This window comes from Microlunatus sp. YIM B11417 (assembly GCF_059617205.1).
This window is the reverse complement of the sequence record NZ_JCAMPJ010000001.1, coordinates 1,095,524-1,111,809: the sequence shown is the minus strand read 5'-3', so window position 1 is coordinate 1,111,809 and position 16,286 is coordinate 1,095,524. Positions and strand designations below refer to the sequence as shown.

The 16,286-nt window shown below is 67.8% G+C and carries 14 protein-coding genes; 9 read left to right on the top strand and 5 right to left on the bottom strand.

All coding sequences use genetic code 11. The annotated features are described in order from the left end of the window. Positions 1 to 192: 192 nt before the first annotated feature. Genes AC6CCG_RS05650 through AC6CCG_RS05620 form a run of 7 tightly spaced genes read left to right on the top strand, consistent with a single transcriptional unit; the run spans position 193 to position 7,296 of the window. Positions 193 to 1,593, top strand: coding sequence for an extracellular solute-binding protein (locus AC6CCG_RS05650; RefSeq protein ID WP_496653492.1), 1,401 nt, complete (start codon positions 193 to 195; stop codon positions 1,591 to 1,593). Further along, positions 1,590 to 2,528, top strand: a complete 939-nt coding sequence (locus AC6CCG_RS05645) for a carbohydrate ABC transporter permease (RefSeq protein ID WP_496653491.1) — start codon at positions 1,590 to 1,592, stop codon at positions 2,526 to 2,528. The genes AC6CCG_RS05650 and AC6CCG_RS05645 overlap by 4 nt, the downstream gene beginning before the upstream one ends. Next, positions 2,525 to 3,445 carry a carbohydrate ABC transporter permease gene (locus AC6CCG_RS05640; protein WP_496653490.1) on the top strand — a complete coding sequence of 307 codons (921 nt, stop codon included), beginning with the start codon at positions 2,525 to 2,527 and terminating at the stop codon, positions 3,443 to 3,445. Before AC6CCG_RS05645 ends, AC6CCG_RS05640 begins: the two co-directional genes overlap by 4 nt. 18 nt (positions 3,446 to 3,463) lie before the next feature. Then, positions 3,464 to 3,913, top strand: a complete 450-nt coding sequence (locus AC6CCG_RS05635; RefSeq protein ID WP_496653489.1) for a Rieske (2Fe-2S) protein — start codon at positions 3,464 to 3,466, stop codon at positions 3,911 to 3,913. 47 nt (positions 3,914 to 3,960) lie between these two features. Continuing rightward, positions 3,961 to 5,064, top strand: a complete 1,104-nt coding sequence (locus tag AC6CCG_RS05630; RefSeq protein WP_496653488.1) for an amidohydrolase family protein — start codon at positions 3,961 to 3,963, stop codon at positions 5,062 to 5,064. A gap of 33 nt (positions 5,065 to 5,097) precedes the next feature. Then, complete coding sequence (locus AC6CCG_RS05625; RefSeq protein ID WP_496653487.1) at positions 5,098 to 6,201, top strand: amidohydrolase family protein; 1,104 nt, start codon at positions 5,098 to 5,100, stop codon at positions 6,199 to 6,201. A gap of 9 nt (positions 6,202 to 6,210) precedes the next feature. Beyond that, the gene (locus AC6CCG_RS05620; protein WP_496653486.1) at positions 6,211 to 7,296 is read left to right on the top strand and encodes a mandelate racemase/muconate lactonizing enzyme family protein; all 1,086 of its coding nucleotides are present in this window, start codon (positions 6,211 to 6,213) and stop codon (positions 7,294 to 7,296) included. Between the two features lie 73 nt (positions 7,297 to 7,369). Here the strand turns inward: AC6CCG_RS05620 and katG are convergent, their stop codons facing one another. Then, positions 7,370 to 9,589, bottom strand: coding sequence for a catalase/peroxidase HPI (gene katG, locus AC6CCG_RS05615; protein WP_496653485.1), 2,220 nt, complete (start codon positions 9,587 to 9,589; stop codon positions 7,370 to 7,372). A 21-nt stretch (positions 9,590 to 9,610) separates the two neighbouring features. Further along, a complete protein-coding gene (locus AC6CCG_RS05610) occupies positions 9,611 to 10,042 on the bottom strand; it encodes a Fur family transcriptional regulator (protein WP_496653484.1) in 432 nt (143 codons plus the stop codon). Between the two features lie 124 nt (positions 10,043 to 10,166). On the opposite strand from AC6CCG_RS05610, the gene AC6CCG_RS05605 reads away from it, so the two are divergent. After that, positions 10,167 to 11,054: a DUF559 domain-containing protein gene (locus AC6CCG_RS05605; protein ID WP_496653483.1), complete on the top strand. Its 888-nt coding sequence runs from the start codon at positions 10,167 to 10,169 to the stop codon at positions 11,052 to 11,054. A gap of 61 nt (positions 11,055 to 11,115) precedes the next feature. Here AC6CCG_RS05605 and AC6CCG_RS05600 read toward each other — a convergent pair whose 3' ends face one another. The 3 genes from AC6CCG_RS05600 to AC6CCG_RS05590 form a co-directional block, all read right to left on the bottom strand. Next, on the bottom strand, positions 11,116 to 12,654 hold the full coding sequence (locus AC6CCG_RS05600) for a multicopper oxidase family protein (protein WP_496653482.1): 1,539 nt from the start codon (positions 12,652 to 12,654) through the stop codon (positions 11,116 to 11,118). An 81-nt stretch (positions 12,655 to 12,735) separates the two neighbouring features. After that, positions 12,736 to 13,257, bottom strand: coding sequence for a hypothetical protein (locus tag AC6CCG_RS05595; protein WP_496653481.1), 522 nt, complete (start codon positions 13,255 to 13,257; stop codon positions 12,736 to 12,738). Further along, positions 13,238 to 14,122 carry a siderophore-interacting protein gene (locus AC6CCG_RS05590; protein ID WP_496653480.1) on the bottom strand — a complete coding sequence of 295 codons (885 nt, stop codon included), beginning with the start codon at positions 14,120 to 14,122 and terminating at the stop codon, positions 13,238 to 13,240. The genes AC6CCG_RS05595 and AC6CCG_RS05590 overlap by 20 nt, the downstream gene beginning before the upstream one ends. Positions 14,123 to 14,278: 156 nt before the next feature. Between AC6CCG_RS05590 and AC6CCG_RS05585 the strand changes: the two genes are divergently transcribed. After that, positions 14,279 to 16,285 (top strand): BNR repeat-containing protein, encoded by a 2,007-nt coding sequence (locus AC6CCG_RS05585; protein WP_496653479.1) that lies wholly within the window; start codon positions 14,279 to 14,281, stop codon positions 16,283 to 16,285. The last annotated feature ends 1 nt before the right edge of the window (position 16,286 follow it).

Below are 16,286 nucleotides of genomic sequence, written 5' to 3'. Positions count from 1 at the left end.
GGAAAGGAAGGATCCCGATCCGCTCGGACTGACTCGCCGGATCAGGACGCCGAGATGCCTATTGCAGGTCGATCAACACAGAGTTAATCTTCCATATAGCGACATTTTAGTTCCATTATCCCACTGCCTCGTCCATCGGCCGATGGCCTGGCTGCCGACCTCCGCGTCGGTGACGTCAAGGGGGACGGCAACATGAGCACAGGGATCCGGGTTCCACGCAGGAGGTTGCTGCAGGGAGGTCTGGCCGTCGCGGGAGCCGGCGCACTGGGCGGTGCGCTGACCGGCTGTGGCGAGAGCTCGTCCGGCACGCCACCCGGCTTCACCGAGGTCACCTTCAGCTCGATCGGCGATGCCAAGACGCAGCAGATGTTCAAGGACATGATCGCCGCGGCCCAGGAGGAGAGCCTGGACGATCAACAGATCAAGATCATCTGGAAGCCGGCGCCGGGAGACGACTGGCCGAGTGTCATGCTCCAGTTCGCCTCCGGCACGACCGCGGACATCCAGCGGATCGACGACGACCGGGTCTACGACCTCGCCACGAGCGGCAAGATCGTGCAACTCGACAAGATGATGCTCGACCCCAAGATCGGCTTCGACCTTTCGCAGTACAGCCCGACGTTCCCGACCCGGGTCGCGGTCGAGAACTACCAGTTCTCGATCACGCCGGCGGTCAGCGCCAACGTGCTGTACTACAACAAGAAGCTCTTCGCCGAAGCCGGAATCTCGGCCCCCACCTCCTGGGCGGAGGCCTGGAGCTGGGAGGAGTTCGACGCCGCTGTCCGCGCCTTGACGAAACGCAACGGCGACCGTACCGACGTCTATGGCGTCCAGTTCGCCGTCAACACGATCCAGGCCACCGCGTACGGCGCGGGGGACACCGCGCTCAACGAGGAGCAGACGGAGTGCGGGTACGCCAAGCCGGAGACGCTGCAGGCGATCGACAAGCAGATCGCCTACATCCGGGAGGGATTCGCGCCGACCGTCGATGTCGAGGTCCTGCCGCTGCTCAACGCCGACAAGGTCGCCATGGCCTGGCAGGGCATGGATATCGCGGCACAGATCAGTGACGAGATCGAGTGGGACATCATGCCCTGGCCGAAGACCCCGCTGTATGCCATGACCAAGAACTATGCCCGGACCTGGGTCATCCCCAGGACCGCCAAGGATCCCGAGGCGGCCTACCTCGCGCTGAAGGCGCTCTGCGGGCCGGCGGCCTCGGAGGTGCTGGCGAAGGCGAGGTTCGCGGTGCCCGCGTTGACCGCGGCGGCCACCGGATCCGCGTTCACCGATCATCCCTATCCGCAGACACCGACCATCTGGTCCGAGACGCTCGATGAGATCGGCGGCAGACCGATCGACATCCCGTTTCCGCGCGGACCGATCGGCACCGCACTCGCGGACGCCTTCGTCAACGGCGTCAACGCCAACGGACTGATGAGCGGCGAACTACCGACCGCCGACTACATCGACAACGGGCGGAAACAGGTGAACGCCGAGATCGCCAAGCGTGGCTGGGATGCCAGCCAGGGCACCGAACTGCTGGAGAAGGGCGGATCGCTCACCGACCCGGACACGAAGGTGATCACGTGAGCGCAGCCACGGACGTCGTCCTCGGAAGGCCCGGTCCGCCGCCGGACCCTTCCGGACGTCGTCGGCTGCGGAAGCACCTGCGGGGATGGATGTTCATCGGTCCGGTCGTCGTCGGCACGCTCCTGTTCAACGTGCTCCCGATCATCCCGACCGCGATCACGAGCTTTGCGAACTGGAACGGACTGACTGCTCCCGAATTCATCGGGCTGGCCAACTATCAGGAGATGTTCACCGGCGTCGATCCCCTGTTCTCCCGCAGTCTGGTGAACACGTTGATCTACACGGCCGGCTTCGTGCCCGGCGGGATCATCCTCGGCACGCTGCTGGCGTTACTGGTCAACAACCACCTTCCGGGGATGGCCGTCTTCCGCGCGCTGATCTTCCTGCCCTACGTGACATCCCTCGTGGCGGTCGGCATCGTGGCGCGCTGGGTGTTCAGCGATCAGTACGGCGTGATCAACGGGCTGCTCGACCTGGCGGGGATCTCGGGCCCGCACTGGCTCGGCGAGCGGTTCTGGGCCATGACGGCGGTGATCGTCACCGCCGTCTGGGCCAACATGGGCTTCACGATGATCATCATGCTGGCGGCGCTGCAGAGTGTTCCGGACAGCCTGATCGAGGCCGCGACGCTGGACGGTGCTGGCAGGCTGAATCGATTCCGCCACATCACGCTGCCGTATCTGACCCCGACGATCTTCCTCCTGTTGATCTTGCAGACGATCGGATCGTTCCAGGTCTTCGGCCTGATCCTGGTGATGACCGGTGGCGGCCCGGGAGACGGCACCTATGTCTACATCTACCACCTCTGGTACGAGGCCTTCACGCTGCGCAAGATGGGCTACGCGTCGGCGATGGCGATCGTCCTGTTCATCGTGCTGGCCGTGATCACCTGGCTGCAGAACCGCCTGTCCCGACGGTGGGTGTTCTACCAGTGACCCGGACCGAGATGCTCCCCGCCAGCCGCACCCGAACGGCCACGATCGAGCCGGATCGGGTCGCCCCGAAAGCCCGCGGCGGGCGACGCCGACGACAGATCTCGGCGGCGACCTTCACCTACCTCGGCTGCGTACTCATGGCCGCGATCGCCATCGGCCCGTTCCTGTGGATGGTGTCGAGCTCGTTCAAGGAGGCCGGCGACGTGATCAGCCTGCCACCACGGCTGATCCCGGATCCGGTCACGTTCGAGAACTACGACTACCTGATCAACAACGGCATCCTCCCGTTCGGCAGGTTCCTCGGTAACAGTGCCTACATCACGATCGTCGTGATCATCGGCCGGCTGTTCGTCTGCGCGCTGGCAGCGTACGGATTCGCCCGGCTCGAGTTCCGCGGCCGCGACGTCGCGTTCGGCGTGCTGCTCGGTTCGCTGATGATCCCGGAACTCCTCATGGTGCTACCGCTGTATTCGATCTATGTGCAGGCCGGACTGATCGACACGCACTTCCCGCTGCTCGTCCCACCGATCGTCGCCAACACCTTCGGCACGTTCCTGCTCCGGCAGTTCTTCCTGTCGATCCCCAAGGAGTACGACGAGGCGGCGCTGGTCGACGGAGCCAGTCATTTCCGGATCTTCGTCAGCATCATCCTGCCGCTGTCCAAGCCGGCCCTGGCGACGCTCGGGGTGCTGACCTTCGTCAACGTCTGGAACGACTTCTTCGGTCCGTTGATCTACCTCACCGACCTGAACAAGTTCACGATCCCGGTCGGGCTGGCGTTCTTCCAGACCCAGGATTCGACCCAGTACGGACCGCTGATGGCCGGCGCGACGCTGGCGATCATCCCGACGGTCGTGGTGTTCGTCGCCGCGCAGAGGTACTTCAGCCGCGGCATCACGCTGACCGGGATCAAGTGAGACAGGAGGGAAGCCGTTGTGACGAAATATGTCGTAGGCACCGTCGATGAGATCCCGCCGGGAGGAAGGAAGATCGTTGAGATCGCCAGACGTTCGATCGGCGTGTTCAACGTGAAGGGCCGCTTCTACGCCATCCGGAACAAGTGCCCGCATGCCAGCGGACCGATGTGCGAGGGCATCACGTCGGGTCTGGCCACCTCGAACGAGCCGGGCCACTACGACTACATCATGCGGGGCGAGATCATCCGCTGCCCCTGGCACGGTTGGGAGTACGAGATCGCCACCGGGCAGTCCTGGTTCGATCCGTCCAAGACCCGGGTGGCCGCCTATCCGGCCGAGGTCGAAGCCGGCCGGGACATGCCCCGGACGAACCCCGAACTGCTGGCCGCCGGCTATCAGCCGGGCCCGTACAAGTCCGAGATGTACGAGGTCGAGATCGATCGCGAATACGTCATCGTCAATATCTGATCATCGCCGCGGGCGCTGCGCGGCGAACATGGAATGGAGTCCCGAGGATGACTGAGGTGGAGTTGGAGCATCGCCCCGCGGCAACCTACACACGGCCGCCGGAATGGGTCGGGGAGCGCTTGATCGACACCGATGTACGGATCACGATCGGCGGGCTGAAGACCCTGTATCCGTATCTCGAACCGCGATGGCAGGATTACATCAGCGAATCCGGCCTGGGTGGGCTGCCGGCCAACCTTCCCGCCGGTGCGCCGAACCTCTACCTGCCGGGATCTCGACCTCCGGACGGCCCACCGGGATCGAACCTCGATCTTCTCCGCAGCCAACTGCTGGATCCATGGCAGCTCGACATCGCGGTGCTCAACTGCGGCTACAGCGTGGACTCGATCCACAATGACGACTTCGCCGCGGTGATCGCTCGCGCGATCAATCGGTGGCAGCTGGAGGAATGGCTGCAGGCCGACCAGCGTCTGCGCGGTTCGGTCGTGGTGCCGTTGCAGAACCCGGAGTACGCGGCCGCCGAGATCGCCTGGGCCGCCCAGTTCGGCGAGTTCGTCCAGGTCACCGTTCCGGCGCGCAGCCGCGAACCGCTGGGCCGCCGCGGATTCTGGCCGATCTATCGGGCCGCGACCGAGGCGGGGCTCACGGTCGGCATCCAGGCCGGCGGCCAGAGTGGCAATCCGACGACGCCGGTCGGCTGGCCGACCTACTTCGTCGAGGACTACGTCGACGGTTCGCTGGCCTTCCAGGCACAGTTGCTCAGCCTGGTGTCCGAAGGCGTCTTCGTGAAGTTCCCCGAACTGCGGATCGCCACCATCGAGGCCGGGTTCGCCTGGCTGCCGTCCCTGATGTGGCGGTTCGACAAGGACTGGAAGGGCTTGCGCCGGGAGGTTCCCTGGGTCACCAGACCGCCGTCGGAGTACGTCCGTGATCACGTCAGGATGACCCTTCAGCCGCTCGACGCGCCGACGGATCCGAGCCAGCTCACCGAGGTCATCGACCAGCTGTTGTGCGATGACCTGTTGATGTTCTCGACCGGCTATCCCCAAGCCCATTTCGACGACCCGATCAAGGCTCTGCCAACGGGCCTGACCCGGGAGCTGCAACGCAAGATCATGGCCGGCAACGCACTGAGCACCTACCGCCTCTGAGTGACTTTCCGCGGCCGCACCAAGGAGACACCGATGACCGAGACGATCACGAAATCCCACGCCGACTCCCGCCGGGCCGTTCGGCAGATGATCATCGACTGCGACATTCACAATGTCGCGATGCCGGATTCGATCGATCCCTATCTGCCGAACGAGTGGCTGCGGCACAAGCGCAGCTACGGGTCCCGGCAACACGCCGGCAACGTCTATCCCAAGGGTTCGCCGGCGCGCTGGGACTCCTTTCCGCCGTCCGGCCTGGCGCCCGGCGCCGACCTGGACTTCATGCGCCGGCAGCACCTGGACGAGATGAACGTCGAGTACGGTCTGCTCGGTTGTCTGAGTTCGGCGGGCAGCCAGCTCAACCCGGACTTCTCGGCTGCGCTGTCGGCCGCGACGAACGACTGGCAGATCGCCGAGTGGCTCGACCCCGAGCCCCGGCTGCGGGCCGGTCTGATCGTTCCGGCCGAACATCCTGAGCATGCCGTCGCCGAGATCGAGCGGCTCGGTGATCATCCCGGCTTCGTTCAGGTGCTGCTGATCGCCCGCAGTTCGGCGCCGCTGGGCAACCGGAAGTACTGGCCGCTGTACGAGGCCGCCGTCCGGCACAACCTACCGGTGGGCATCCACTACGGCGGCGGCGTCCGCGGCGTGCCGATCAGCGCCGCCGGCTGGCCCTCGTACTATCTCGAAGATCACACCGGCATGTCCGGAGCGTTCCAGGCCCACGTCGCGAGTCTGATCTTCGAAGGTCTCTTCGATCATCTTCCGGACCTGCGGATCGCCCTGATCGAGGGCGGGTTCGCCTGGTTGCCGCCGCTCGCCTGGCGGATGGACCAACAATGGCGACGGTTCAGGTCCGAGGTGCCGCACGTGCGCCGGAAGCCGTCCGACTATGTCCGTGATCATCTCTGGGTCACCACCCAGCCGATCGAGGAACCGCACCGGCCGAAGGATCTGCTCACGGTGTTCGAGCACCTCGGCGGGGTGGACAAGGTGATGTTCTCCACCGACTATCCGCACTGGGATTTCGATCATCCGCTGCACGCGTTCCAGGTACGGCTGCCGACGGAGTTCCGGGACAAGATCTACACCGAGAACGCCCGGGCGTTCTACGGCCTGCCCGCCCGGGCGGCGTGACCCGCGCCCATGATCACCTCGATCGAGACCTTCGCCGGCGACGGCTGCATCGTCCGCGTACGCACCGATGACGGGCTCGAGGGCTACGGCCAGACCGCACACTCCGAGGCCGAGATCACCGCCACCGTGCTGCATCGCTTGGTGGCCCGCCACTATCTCGGCCGGGATCCGTTCGAACTGGTCGGCCTGGCCGAACAGTGCGCGCGGGCGGAGTACAAGGTCTGGGGCAGCTTCCTGTTCCGTGCCCTGGCCGGGGTCGACACGGCCCTGTGGGACCTCGTCGGCAAGGCCAAGGGCCAGCCGGTCTTTCAGCTGCTCGGCGGACGAGCGCGGGAGTCCGTGCCCCTGTACGGCTCCGGCATGCGCCGCGACACGACGCCCGCCGAGGAAGTCGATCGCATGGTCGCTGCCGTCGCCGAGCACGGCTTCGGGGCGGTCAAGATCAAGATCGGGGTGCGCAACGGCCGGGACGGAGTCGAGCCCGACCGGCGCACACAGACCCTGATCCCGTTGCTGCGCAAGGAGTTGGGCGAGGATATCGAGCTCAGTGCGGACGCCAACGGCGCGTACTCACCCGGGCAGGCGGTCCGGGTCGGACGGCTGCTGGAGCACCATGGCTATCTCCACTTCGAGGAGCCGGTGCCGTTCTGGGAGCTGGGCAACCTGGGCCGGGTCGCCGCGGCCCTGGACATCCCCGTCGCGGCCGGAGAGCAGGAATACTCGCTGGAGAACCTGCGCCGCATGATCAACGAGCCGTTGGTCGACATCGTCCAGCCCGATGTCTGTTACGTCGGCGGCATCACCCGCGCCCGCCAGATCGCCGAGGCCGCCGACCTCGCCGGGATCCCCTGCGTGCCGCACTCCTCAGGGCGCTCGCTGACGGCGATCTTCACCGCGCACCTGATCACCGCGATGCCGGCCTGCACCCAGTTTCACGAATGGTCGATCGAGGACGTCTCACGGATGCGCTGGTACGAGCCGTTCCCGGTCGCGTCCGGCGGTGAGCTGACCCTGTCCGACGCACCCGGCTGGGGCGTGGAGATCTCCCCCGACGTCCTGCGCACCTGGACTCGTGAGGCGTCGGAACTCCGCTAGCCCGCGCTCGCCCCGCACGAGCGAACCGGGCCGGCCTCTGACGAGACCGGCCCGGATGCTGCTCAGAAGTTGATCACTTCAGATCGAAGCGATCCAGCTCCATCACCTTGACCCAGGCGGCGACGAAGTCCTCGACGAACTTCTGCTTCGCGTCGTCGCCGGCGTACACCTCGGCGAGGGCGCGCAGCTCGGAGTTCGAACCGAAGATCAGGTCGACCCGGGTGCCGGTCCACTTGACCTCGCCGGTCGCGGAATCCTTGCCCTCGAAGACGTCCGAGCCCTCACCGGTCGCGGTCCACTCGACACCGGGCTCGAGCAGGTTGACGTAGAAGTCGTTCGTCAGCGTGCCCGGCCGGTCGGTGAAGACGCCGTGTGCGGAGTGGTCGTAGTTCGCGCCGAGGACGCGCAGGCCGCCGATCAGGACGGTCAGCTCGGGCGCGCTCAGCGTGAGCAGGTTGGCCCGGTCGATCAGCAGGAACTCGGCCGGCAGCCGGCTGCCCTTGCCGAGGTAGTTCCGGAAGCCGTCGGCCTGCGGCTCCAGCTCGACGAAGGACTCGACATCGGTCTGCTCCTGCGACGCGTCGGTACGGCCCGGGGTGAACGGGACCTCGACCGCGTAGCCGGCGTCCTTCGCGGCCTGCTCCACACCGGCCGATCCGGCCAGCACGATCAGGTCGGCCAGCGAGATCTTCCTGCCACCGCCACCGGCGTTGAACTCGGACTGGATCCCTTCCAGGGTACGGAGAACGGTCGCCAGCTCGGCCGGGTTGTTGACGTCCCAGCCGCTCATCGGCTGCAGCCGGATCCGGGCCCCGTTGGCGCCGCCGCGCTTGTCGCTGCCGCGGAACGAGGAGGCCGAGGCCCAGGCCGTCGAGACCAGCTGAGCCACGGTCAGGCCCGACTCGATGATCTTGGTCTTGAGCGCGGCGACGTCCGCCGGGCCGACCAGTTCATGATCGACGGCCGGCACCCGGTCCTGCCAGATCAACTCCTCGCTGGGCACCTCCGGGCCGAGGTAGCGCTCGATCGGGCCCATGTCGCGGTGGGTCAGCTTGAACCAGGCCCGGGCGAACGCGTCCGCGAACGCCTCCGGGCTCTCCAGGAACCGGCGCGAGATCTTCTCGTACTCCGGGTCGAACCGCAGCGCGAGGTCGGTGGTCAGCATGGTGGGCAGCCACCGCTTGGTCTTGTCGTACGCGTCCGGGATGATCGCGTCCGCGTCCTTGGCCACCCACTGGTGTGCCCCGCCCGGGCTCTTGGTGAGCTCCCACTCGTAGCCGAAGAGGTTCTCGAAGAAGTTGTTGCTCCACTGCGTCGGCGTCTTGGTCCAGACGACCTCGAGCCCGCTGGTGATCGTGTGCGGGCCCTTGCCGGTGCCGAAGCTGTTCTTCCAGCCGAGGCCCTGCTGCTCGATCGGCGCACCCTCCGGCTCCGGCCCGACGTGCTCGTCGGCGTCGGCGGCACCGTGGGTCTTGCCGAACGAGTGACCGCCGGCGATCAAGGCCACGGTCTCCTCGTCGTTCATCGCCATCCGGCGGAAGGTCTCGCGGATGTCCCGGGCCGCCGCCACCGGGTCCGGGTTGCCGTTCGGGCCCTCGGGGTTGACGTAGATCAGCCCCATCTGGACCGCGCCCAGCGGCTTCTCCAGCTCACGATCACCGGTGTAGCGCTCGTCGCCGAGCCAGACCTGCTCCGGGCCCCAGTAGACGTCGTCCTCAGGCTCCCAGACGTCTTCCCGGCCGCCCGCGTACCCGAAGGTCTTGAAGCCCATCGACTCCAGCGCGACATTGCCGGTCAAGATCAACAGGTCGGCCCAGGACAGCTTGTTGCCGTACTTCTTCTTCACCGGCCAGAGCAGGCGGCGGGCCTTGTCCAGGCTGGCGTTGTCCGGCCAGCTGTTCAGCGGCGCGAACCGCTGCTGCCCGGCACCGGCGCCGCCGCGGCCGTCACTGATCCGGTAGGTGCCCGCGCTGTGCCAGGCCATTCTGATCATGAGCGGGCCGTAGTGCCCGTAGTCCGCCGGCCACCAGTCCTGCGAGGTGGTCAGCAGCTCCGCGATGTCGGCCTTGACCGCGGCCAGATCGAGGGAGGAGAACGCCTCCGCGTAGTTGAAGGTCTCCCCCAGCGGGTTCGCCACGGCCGGGTTCTTGGCCAGGATCTTCAGGTTGAGCCGGTTCGGCCACCAGCCCTGGTTGCCACCGCCCTGGGTCGGATGCGGGGCCCGGTGCGCGACCGGGCACTGACCCCGGCTCTCCGCGGTTGCCTCTGCGGGGACCGGCTGATCTTGAGACATTGCTTTCCTTCCGAGACTTGATCAAGAAGTTGGTACGGCAGCGCAGGCGGCACACCGACCCCAGAAGATGACCTCGGCCTCGTCGATCACGAAGCCATGATCATCGGACGCGGTCAGGCACGGTGCGTGCCCGACGGCGCAGTCGACATCGGCGATCGCACCGCAGGAACGGCAGACGACATGATGATGGTTGTCCCCGACCCGCGACTCGTAGCGAGCTACCGAGCCGAGCGGCTGGATCCGGCGGAGCAACCCGGCACCGGTCAGCGCGTTCAGGCAGTCGTAGACCGCCTGGTGCGAGACCTCGGGCAACTCCTCGCGAACCGCGCCGATGATCGAATCGGTGTCGGCGTGCGGATGGCTGTGGGCCGCCCGCAGCACCGCGACCCGGGGACGGGTCACGCGCAACTCGACCCCCCGCAGCATGTCCTGCAGTTCCGCTGTGGTGGGCATGACCGCAGCCTAACGCTTTTCTGGAATCAGTCAAGAAAGCACGGACGACACCGGCCCGCAACGGACAACACCCTCACCTGTGGACAACAGGCATTCCGGCCGCCGCCGCTTCGACGCTTGGCTCATGGCGATGGAGACCGAAGTCGATCAGGTGATCAGAGCGGGCGGTGGAGTGGTGCGGATCCGTGATCATCCTCGCCTCGCCCGGGCCCTGCAGCGGCTGGCGAGGCGAGGCGTCCTCGTGGCCCTGTTGCCCGGCGTCTACTGTCACCGCGACGACGCCGACCGGCCGGAGATCCGGATCAACGCCGCCGCCACGTGGGCACCTGAAGCCGTGCTGACCGGCCCCGCAGCCGCCCGCCTCAGCTTCTGGCCCTCGATCGAAGTGCCGGTGGTTTCGCTGGCGCGGCCGAACTGCAAGATCACCCGGCCGGGATTTCGCATCGTGCAGGAGCGGCTCCCCGCGGCACTGACCGAACATCGAGGATGTTGGATCACCGTGCCGGCGCTGACCGCGCTCGATCTGGTGCCCTGGGTCGGAGGCGCCGGCATCGATCTCGTGCTGCGCAAGGGCTGGGCGAGTCTCGACCAGTTGCAGTCAGCCCTCGCGGCGACGGCTCATCGGGCGGGCAACGGACTGCGCCGGGCCGCCCTCCTCGACTCCCGCGGCTCACCCTGGTCCGAGGCCGAACGGCTCCTGCACCGGATCCTTCGCCGAGCCGGGATTCGAGGATGGTCCGGCAACGCCGTCGTGTCCTGCGCCGGCCAGGACTACCCCGTGGATGTCGTGTTTCGGAGCGCTCGGCTGATCATCGAGGTCGACGGCTACGCCTACCATCGCGCCGAGAATCGCGAACAGTTCCACCGCGACCGGCTCAAGTGGACCACGCTGACCAGTCACGGGTGGACGGTCCTGCACTTCACCTGGGAACACCTGGTCGACCGGACCGACTGGGTGGCGGCCACGATCCGCAAGGCGCTGTCGCGGTCCACCTGTCGCCAAACGACCTGAGTCGGAGCGACGACGGCGATTTCCACGCGGCAACGGCTGGACTCAGGTCGAATCGCGACCGTCACCCGTGGTGGTGATCATGATCGGGCGACTGGCCGGCACCGTCGTCGCCGGGTTCGACCACCTCGTCACCGGGCTCGATCACGACGAACTGGCCCATCATGCCCTCGTCCTCGTGCAGCAGCATGTGGCAGTGATACATGTACGGCATCGCCGGGTCGGCGTAGTCGGCGAAGTGCAGCAGCAGCCGGTAGCGGCGGCTCGGTTCCAGATAGATCGTGTCCTTCGGGCCGCGCAGCCATTCCGGCGGCGGCGCGTCGTCGATCGTCAGCACTCGGAACTGCACGTCGTGCACGTGGAAGCTGTGCGGCATCGGCACCGTACTGCTGATCTCCCAGATCTCGGTGCTGCCGATCGTGACCACCTCGTCGATCCTGGAAAGGTTCATCGTCTGCCCGTTGATCTTGCGTTCGTCCAGCGCGAAGGTCCGGGTCCGGGTCACCGCTGACTCGTGCAGCGCGTCCTGCTCGGCATGCCGCGAGCGCGCCCAGTCCGGCGCCGGCGACGAAGTCAGCCGGGCCGCCGCCCGTAGCTCGAGGACGTCGAAGGCGTCGTTGCCGCCCATCGCGAACGGCACCGCGACGCCGCCGAGGTCGACCTCGAAGGAGCGCAGCCGCGCGCTGCCGCCGGGTTCCATGATCACCAGCAGTTCGGCCCGTTCGCCGGGGGCCAGCCTGATCTGCTCGACCGTCAGCGGCGCGTCCAGGAAGCCGCCGTCGGTGGCGATCAGCTGGACCTCACGGTCCCCGAAGCCGAACTGGTAGCTGCGCGCGGTGGAACCGTTGAGCAGCCGGAGCCGGACCCGCTCGGTGCTGACCGGGAGATAGGCGCCGGCGATGCTGTTGGTGGTCACGACCTCGCCGAGGATGCCGGGCTCGCCGCCGTCCCGCCGCAGCCGCAGCGTCCCGTCGCGGTCGAGCTGCTTGTCCTGCACGATCAGCGGGATGTCGTCGACGCCGTACGTGTGCGGCAGGGTGGCCCGGACCGAGGCGTCGTCGTCGATCAGGAACAGCCCGGCGAGGCCGCGGTAGACGTGCTCCTCGGTCGCGCCGTGCGGATGCGGGTGATACCAGAGCGTCGCGGCCGGCTGATCGATCCGCCAACCGGGCCGCCACCGACCGCCGGCGGGGATCGCCTGGTGCGGGCCGCCGTCCATCGTCGGCGGCAGGTGCATCCCGTGCCAGTGCACGCTGGTGGTGACCTCGAGCCCGTTGGTCACCTCGACCGCGACCTGCTCGCCGCGTTCGGCCCGCAGCGTGGGCCCGAGGCTGTCGCCGTCGTACCCCCAGGTCGGCGTGGCGAGGTCGGGCAGGATCCGAGTCAGGCCGGTGCCGGCCGTCAGGGAGAACACCCGGACGCCGTCGATCACGCGCGACGGCGCCAGCGGCGGGATCGGCAGTTTCCGGGTGAACGGTTGGGCGGCCACCTGGTTCACCGACGTGGAGCCGACCCCGCAGCCCGCCAGGCCCGCAACCAGACCCGCGCCCGCGGTTCCGGTCAGCAGTCGGCGGCGGGAGACGGTCAGTCCGCGGGAGTCCATGCCTCAACCCTCCGGCGACCGGTGTCGCCGGACATCCGTGTTCAGGCGTCTCCGCGGTACGGCAACGGGCGACCCCTGACGTCACCGAGGAGCGACACCGACCCCGAGTTGACGTCCTTGATCAACCGGCCCCGTGATCGACTCCGGGTCGCCGCCCTCGCCACGGATCCGGTCGAACTCGGGCCACCAGAACGAGCCCGGCTGGCTGACCGCGGCCCGGAACCGATCATGGTGATGCCGGACGGCGTAGCCGGCGGCCAGTCGGCCGTAGCTCTGGCCGGCCACGATGCTGCGGTCCGGAGCGTCGGTGACCGGTACCCCGCTCCGCGACCCGCAGGCAGCAGCTTGTCCCCGGACCGCCTGCCAGTAAGGCCATTGGCACGGCAGGTCGCGACCGTGGATCTCCTGATCCAGCGCATCGGCCAAGATCACGACGCAGGCCGGCCAGCCGTCCAGCCGGGCCTGCTCGTCCAGGGCTGCGAAGATCGGCAGCCGGTCCGCCCAGTGCCGGTCGTTCACCCGGTTGTCGCAGGAGATCGTGCGATCCCGGGTCGGGCCGCAGCAGCCGTTGACCACGGTCTCCTCAGAGGTTGTGCGCCTCAAGCACCTTCAGGGCCTCGTCGAGGGTGTCTTCCTGATCTTGGCCGGCGGCAGTGCCACGCTGGTAGATCTCGGCGACCTGATCCTGGACCGTCGCGTACCGCTTCAGGTACCCCTCCGAGTCCGGCCGCCAGTAGCCCACGATGTCGTACCGCTCGGAACCCCAGCCGAGCTCCTTGCGGAAGTACTTCCGGATGTCCCGGGAGGCCGCCTGCTCGCCGCCCATCCAGACATAGCCGGGTCCGGCCGGCAGGTCCAGGCCGCGGGCCGCCTCGGCGAGCCGGCCGGCGCCGGCCTCGAGGTCGGGGCTGTCCAGCCAGTGCACGGTCAGGTCGGCGGCGGAGTCGAGTTCGAGCCGGCCGTCGGGTCCGGGCGCCTCGAGCAGCGCGATCGCCTGTCGCCCGGCCGGCAGCTCGGCCAGGATCCGGCAGGCGGCCGGCAGCCCGGTCGGGTCGGCGATGATCAACTCCCACTCGGCGTCGGGTGCGGCGCCGTAGCGACCCCAGGCCTGGCTGAGCATCACCCGGTCACCCGGCTGGACGGACCGCACCCATTCGGAGGCGGCACCATGGCCGTGCAGCATCACGTCCACGGTGATCACCGGGCCGTCCGGGTCGAAGGCGCGGACCGTGTAGTAGCGCTGCCGCGGCCGCGGCTCCTCGAACACCGCGTGGCCGTCGACGATCTCGGGCGGCGGCACCTCGGTCCGCCCCTCGGCCGGCAGCACGAACCGGAACCACTCGTCGGCATGACCGGACGAGGTGTAGCCCGCCAGGCCCGGGCCGCCGAGGATCACCCGGCGGAAGATGGGATTGAGGTCGGTCACCCGCATCACGTCGGCGGTGTAGTACTGCTCGGCGTCAGCCATTGCTCCCCCTATTCTTAGGCTAACCTAACCCATTGCTGATCGACCGGGGCAGCCGGTGTCCCAAAAGCGCGGCAAGCAGATTCCCGGTCACTCTTGATCATGGTTAGGCTGCATTGAAACGGTCCATCGCCGACGGCCCAACGAGGGAGCTCGATCATGGCGACTCGACGACGAGTGCTGCAGTTGACCGGAACCGCGCTGGCCGCGGCCGCCGTCGCCGGTTCCCGGCCCGGCCGGGCGCACGCCGATCCAGACGGCGAGGAACTCACCTGGTCGGACGACTTCGACCGCGCCGACGGCGTGCCGGGCAGCGGCTGGGCGGCAGTGCGCGGCGACTGGCAGATCACCGGTCGGTCCCTGCAGAACCCGTCCGGTCCGGCCGAACGGCTCGTCGTCCAGACCGGTTTCGAGCTCGGCGCCCGGTTCACGATCACGACGACGCTGCGCAGCCTGCAGCACGATCACTGGACCGGGATCGCGTTCAACGTCGTCGATCACGGTGACGGCACCCAGGACTTCTACGCCGTCCGGTTCGTCACCCGGGGTGACACCCGGCCGCCGTCCTGGCAGCTGCTCCAGGTCACCCGTTCGGTCGTCGACAGCGCCGGCCTGATCGCCCAGGGAGCGATCCCGGTCGTTCGTGATCATGACTACGTGATCAAGGTCGGGTCGCCGAGTTACGGCGTGGTCGAGCTGGAGATCGCCGACGGCGCCCGGGTGCTGGTGTCCGGTCCGTACGTCGTGCCGCTGGCCAGGCTGCTCAGCGCCGGCCGGGTCGGACTGTATGCCAACAACGGCGGGATCCGGGTCGAGCGGATCGCTGTGGCGACGACGATCCCGGCCGCCGATCCGCCGGAACCGGGCCCGCTCGAGTTCGTGCCCTTCGAGGGCGAGCCGTACGAGCTGCCGGGCGGCGACGAGACGATCACCGGGCGCAGCACGGTCGGGCCGTGCTGGTCGGGCCACTCGGTCGGCCAGTCGCTGCTGACGGTCGGTGATCAGCAGTACGTCGCGTACTACGCACCGGACCAGACCATGACCGTCGCCCAACGGACCGTCGACAGCGACACCTGGACGGTCCAGCGGCTGGACTCGGTGATCGGCTGGGACAGTCACAACTACGTCACCATGGCGGTCGACGAGGTGGGCCACCTACACGTGTCGGGCAACATGCACGTCGTGCCGCTGGTCTACTTCCGGACCACGCGGCCGGGCGACGTCACATCGTTGACCAGGGTCGCGTCGATGGTCGCCCCGGAGACCGAGCGGCGGGTCACGTACCCGAGGTTCTTCACGAGTCCCGACGGGAAGTTGATCTTCCGCTACCGGGACGGCAGCAGCGGCAACGGCGTCGACCTCTACAACCTGTACGACAGCGAGTCCCAGCGGTGGAGCCGACTGCTGGACCAGCCGCTGCACGACGGCGAAGGGCTGCGCAATGCCTACGTCGACGGGCCGGTGCTCGGTCCGGACGACTACTACCACGTCGCCTGGGTCTGGCGGGACTCCGGTGACGCCGCGACCAACCAGCGGCTGTCGTACGCGCGGAGCCGGGACCTGCGCAGCTGGGAACGCAGCGACGGAACACCACTGACGCTGCCGATCACCTTCGCCAGCGGGGAGATCGTCGATCCGGTGCCGATGAACGGCGGCATCATCAACGGCAACACCAAGATCGGCTTCGATGCCGACGGCCGGGTCATGATCACTTACCACAAGTACGACCGGGACGGCGGCACGCAGGTCTTCCTGGCCCGCCGGGAGCGCCGCGGCTGGGCCCTGCGCCGACTCAGTGAGTGGACCGGCCGCTGGACCATCGGCGGCTTCGGCACGCTGCGCTTCGAGGTGACCGTCGGCGCCGCGTCGGTGCTGCCGGACGGCAACCTGCGGGTGGACTTCACCTGCCAGGGCCACCGCCGGACCTGGGTGCTGAACAGCGGGTTGCGCCCGATCGCCGAAGTCGACACGCCGCAACTGCCGGCGGAGATCACCACCGTGCGCTCCGACTTCCCGGGCATGCTCGTCCAAGCGCCCGCCGACCTCGGCAGCACAGCGGACGGCCGCTCTCTGCTGCGCTGGGAGAGCCGCCCGTCCAACCAGGACCGCCCCTGGGACCCACCACACCCCGACCCCAGCCCGCTCGAGGTCTACCAGCTGAGTTGAT

Bases quoted from the DNA above. Each gene is read 5' to 3' on its own strand.
- AC6CCG_RS05600 (WP_496653482.1), bottom strand. From the start codon at position 12,654: ATGGACTCCCGCGGACTGACCGTCTCCCGCCGCCGACTGCTGACCGGA.
- katG (WP_496653485.1), bottom strand. From the start codon at position 9,589: ATGTCTCAAGATCAGCCGGTCCCCGCAGAGGCAACCGCGGAGAGCCGG.
- AC6CCG_RS05620 (WP_496653486.1), top strand. From the start codon at position 6,211: ATGATCACCTCGATCGAGACCTTCGCCGGCGACGGCTGCATCGTCCGC.
- AC6CCG_RS05585 (WP_496653479.1), top strand. From the start codon at position 14,279: ATGGCGACTCGACGACGAGTGCTGCAGTTGACCGGAACCGCGCTGGCC.
- AC6CCG_RS05605 (WP_496653483.1), top strand. From the start codon at position 10,167: ATGGCGATGGAGACCGAAGTCGATCAGGTGATCAGAGCGGGCGGTGGA.
- AC6CCG_RS05625 (WP_496653487.1), top strand. From the start codon at position 5,098: ATGACCGAGACGATCACGAAATCCCACGCCGACTCCCGCCGGGCCGTT.
- AC6CCG_RS05650 (WP_496653492.1), top strand. From the start codon at position 193: ATGAGCACAGGGATCCGGGTTCCACGCAGGAGGTTGCTGCAGGGAGGT.
- AC6CCG_RS05610 (WP_496653484.1), bottom strand. From the start codon at position 10,042: ATGCCCACCACAGCGGAACTGCAGGACATGCTGCGGGGGGTCGAGTTG.
- AC6CCG_RS05590 (WP_496653480.1), bottom strand. From the start codon at position 14,122: ATGGCTGACGCCGAGCAGTACTACACCGCCGACGTGATGCGGGTGACC.
- AC6CCG_RS05630 (WP_496653488.1), top strand. From the start codon at position 3,961: ATGACTGAGGTGGAGTTGGAGCATCGCCCCGCGGCAACCTACACACGG.